The following is a 3550-nucleotide window of genomic DNA, read 5'->3' on the forward strand; positions in this document are numbered from 1 at the left end:
TCTGTCCGACGTGTTCTTCGAAGAGCTCGGAATACGCAGCCCCGACGTTCATCTCGACGTCGGCTCGGGATCCCATGCCGAACAGACCGCAGCGGTGATGGTCGGGTTCGAGCAGGTGATCGAAGCCGACCGGCCCGATGCGGTCGTTGTGGTTGGCGACGTCAACTCGACCCTGGCCTGCGGGGTGGTGGCGGCCAAGGCCGGCGTGCTGGTGGCCCACGTCGAAGCCGGTCTCCGCAGCCGCGATTGGTTCCCGTGGCGAATTTAACTCGCCACGGGTCGCACCTCTGGATATAATATTGATACGATAAGTATTTTTGCTTAATAATTATTAAATTATTATTAATTATTAAATTATTATTAATTGTTAAATTATTATTAATTCTTAAATCTTTGTTAGGTGCGCTTTCCGCATCTAATTATTAAATTCGCCACGGTTCGCACCTCTGCATCGCTTCTGAGTAAGGTTTCTAGAATTTAGCTTCGTTTGCCCTGGGGGGATTAGAGTCTCTGGTGCTAGTCATCCATTGATTTAATGCTAAAACTCTATCGATTAACCAAAACTCTAAACAGTTTCACCTCTGGCAGTGTAAAATTCTAGTGTAAAATTCTATGGCATCTTATATAGCAATTATTGCTATAAGCAACTCTAGCTTCTATATACTTTAGTGTTGCCCAGGTAAATCTCGGTTTCTATATTTGGATGGCTCTACCCCTTAGATTTTCCTATACCATCATGGTAGGAATTCCAAGTGATATGGAAAGAATCAATTAGATGTGGGCCGCTTTGCAAGTATTATTCTTTCACTAAATTACCCACTCATGCAATTTGTTAATGGTTTACATTTCCGTAATTTGCGCGGTGATGTCTTTGGTGGTCTGACTGCTGCAATTGTTGCACTACCATTAGCCCTAGCCTTTGGAGTATCCTCCGGTGCTGGGGCAATTCATGGTCTTTACGGCGCTATTTTTGTTGGTCTGTTTGCCGCTCTGTTTGGCGGTACTCCCTCTCAGATTTCTGGTCCCACTGGCCCGATGACCGTAGTGATGACAACGGTGTTTACGGCGCTAGTTGCTAAAAACCCAGAGAATGGTCTAGCGATGGCATTTACTGTTGTCATGCTAGGGGGGATATTTCAAATCTTATTTGGGGTGTTGCGGCTGGGTAAATATATTACCCTGATGCCCTACACAGTTATATCTGGCTTTATGTCAGGGATTGGTGTGATCATTCTGTTGTTACAGATTGGTCCATTTTTCGGGCATCCTAGTTCTGGGAATGTGGTGGAATCTGTCAGCAATTTTCCTACCTTTGTCGCTAATCCCCATTATGCCGCTACCGGTCTAGCAATCCTGACTCTGGTGATTATGTTTGGATCACCTAGGAAGCTGAGTCGATTAATTCCATCTCCCCTGCTAGCACTGATAGTCTGTACATTGATATCAGTTGTCTTTTTCCCAGACCTGCCAGACAGCGAGCTCAGACGGATTGGAGAAATCCCCACAGGCTTACCCAAGCTACAGTTGCCAGTCTTTGATTTCAGGCAGCTCAAAGAGATGCTTGGCTATGGTCTAATGTTAGCCACCTTGGGCGCTATCGACTCTCTGTTAACGTCCATGGTTGCTGATAATATTACCCGTACCCAGCACGACTCTGACCGAGAATTAATTGGTCAGGGTATCGGTAATACGATTGCTGGCTTGTTTGGTGGGCTACCTGGTGCTGGTGCTACCATGCGGACGGTAATCAATGTTAAGGCTGGTGGTCAAACCCCCCTTTCAGGCATGATTCATGCCCTAGTGCTGCTAGAAGTTGTTTTGGGGGCAGGAAGCCTGACTGAAAAAATTCCCCATGCTGTACTGGCGGGCATCTTGATTAAAGTAGGCATCGATATTATTGACTGGAGCTTCCTCAAACGAGCCCATCAAGTCTCCCTCAAGGCAGCAGCATTAATGTATTTAGTGTTATTCATGACTGTATTTGTTGACCTAATTACAGCCGTTGCCGTTGGGGTGTTCATTGCCAACCTGTTGACTGTCAAAAACCTCAGTGAGCTACAAATTAATCAAATCAAGGAAATTACTGCTCCTGATGATGGTGAAAATAGTTTGAGCTATGAAGAAAAACAACTTCTGAAACAAGCTCGTGGTCGAATTTTCCTATTCCGTCTCGGCGGACCAATGAGCTTTGGTGCAGCCAAGGGTATCTCTCAGCGGATGGGGATGGTAGAAAAGTATGATGTCCTGATTTTAGATCTCAGCGATGTTCCCTTGTTGGGAGTGACCGCTTCTTTAGCGATAGAGACTATGGTTAAGGAGGCTCGTGACAAACGTCGTGATGTGTTTATCGTAGGTGCGACTGGTAGGGTTAATCAAAGGCTGGAAAAGTTGAAAATCCTGCAACTATTACCAGCACAAAACCGAGTTAGCGATCGCATCGAGGCATTAGAGCAAGCAACTGCCTTGATTACGGGAGAGCAATCACATATCAATAGTGCTTTAGCCCAGGAAAATCCCATAGAGGTCAATAGCGCTGCCGCTAGTCTAGACCAAACTAAAAGATAAGTGAGTTTGGTTCTTTGTCAGAATGGTGAAGGCAGAATTAATAATGTAGAATGTAGAATGTAGAATGTAAAATTAATAATGTAGAATGCAGAATGTAGAATTCTTAATTCTTAATTCTTAATTCTTAATTCTTAATTCTTAATTCTCAATTCTTAATTCTTAATTCTCAATTCTTAATTCTTAATTCACCATTCTGGTTAATCTTCTAAAAGATTAGTCGGTAACCCATCTATACTCTCAATATTTTTGGCTTGCCAATAGTCGTGAATTCCCTGTTTTCCCTTCTTATTCGCCCACTTGAGCAGAGTTTCCCTCTCTCCTTTTAAGTCATACAAAGGTACACCATAACCACAGGAGGTTTGGGCAGATTCTACATTTAATACAATAATCTGTCTTTCCCCTGGTAGGCTATTGAATAGGGAGTAGACTGTTTCCCATTCCTTATCCCTAGGTCGAATTACCTGACCATGACCATAAAGGCGGAGAATTAATGGCTTTTCAGTGAAGCTACAAAACATAATTGTCATTCTGCCATTTTCCAGCAAATGAGCAGATGTCTCGTTACCGCTACCGGTTAAATCTAGATAAGCCACTGTTTTACTATCAATACACCGAAAGGTGTTAATACCTTTGGGGGATAGGTTAATACGACCTTGATGGGGGGCTGTGGCTGTAAAAAATATTTTTTGCTCCTCAATAAACTCTCTTAAATCTTGATTGATTTCTGAGTAAAACTTAGCCATAGATTACACCAGATTACTCTAGGACTATTGTACCATAAAAATAACCAAAATAATAGCAAAGGAAGTAGGGAGTAGGGAGTAGGGAGTAGGGAGTAGGGAGTAGGGAGTAGGGAATAGGGAGTAGGGAGTAGGGAGTAGGGAGTAGGGAGTAGGGAGTAGGGAGTAGGGAATAGGGCATCAAAAATTATTAAAATTCCTACACGAATTGCTCAATAACCAATACAATAACCTCAAAAAACACG

4 protein-coding genes are annotated in these 3550 nt (G+C 43.4%); 2 read left to right on the forward strand and 2 right to left on the reverse strand.

The features are described 5' to 3' along the window. Positions 1 to 268: UDP-N-acetylglucosamine 2-epimerase (locus tag F6J94_RS31850; protein WP_293047577.1), on the forward strand; the 268-nt coding region annotated here is incomplete at its 5' end. 554 nt (positions 269 to 822) lie between these two features. Then, positions 823 to 2565: a SulP family inorganic anion transporter gene (locus F6J94_RS31855; RefSeq protein WP_293047579.1), complete on the forward strand. Its 1743-nt coding sequence runs from the start codon at positions 823 to 825 to the stop codon at positions 2563 to 2565. Positions 2566 to 2762: 197 nt separating this feature from the next. Here F6J94_RS31855 and F6J94_RS31860 read toward each other — a convergent pair whose 3' ends face one another. Together F6J94_RS31860 and F6J94_RS31865 are read right to left on the reverse strand one after the other, a co-directional pair. Continuing rightward, entirely contained in the window at positions 2763 to 3308 is a 546-nt protein-coding gene (locus tag F6J94_RS31860; RefSeq protein WP_293019268.1) for a pyridoxamine 5'-phosphate oxidase family protein, read from the reverse strand. A gap of 13 nt (positions 3309 to 3321) precedes the next feature. After that, complete coding sequence (locus tag F6J94_RS31865; RefSeq protein WP_293047581.1) at positions 3322 to 3486, reverse strand: hypothetical protein; 165 nt, start codon at positions 3484 to 3486, stop codon at positions 3322 to 3324. Positions 3487 to 3550 lie beyond the last annotated feature (64 nt).

Origin of the sequence: Moorena sp. SIO1F2 (assembly GCF_010672755.1) — a bacterium.
Lineage (GTDB): Bacteria > Cyanobacteriota > Cyanobacteriia > Cyanobacteriales > Coleofasciculaceae > Moorena.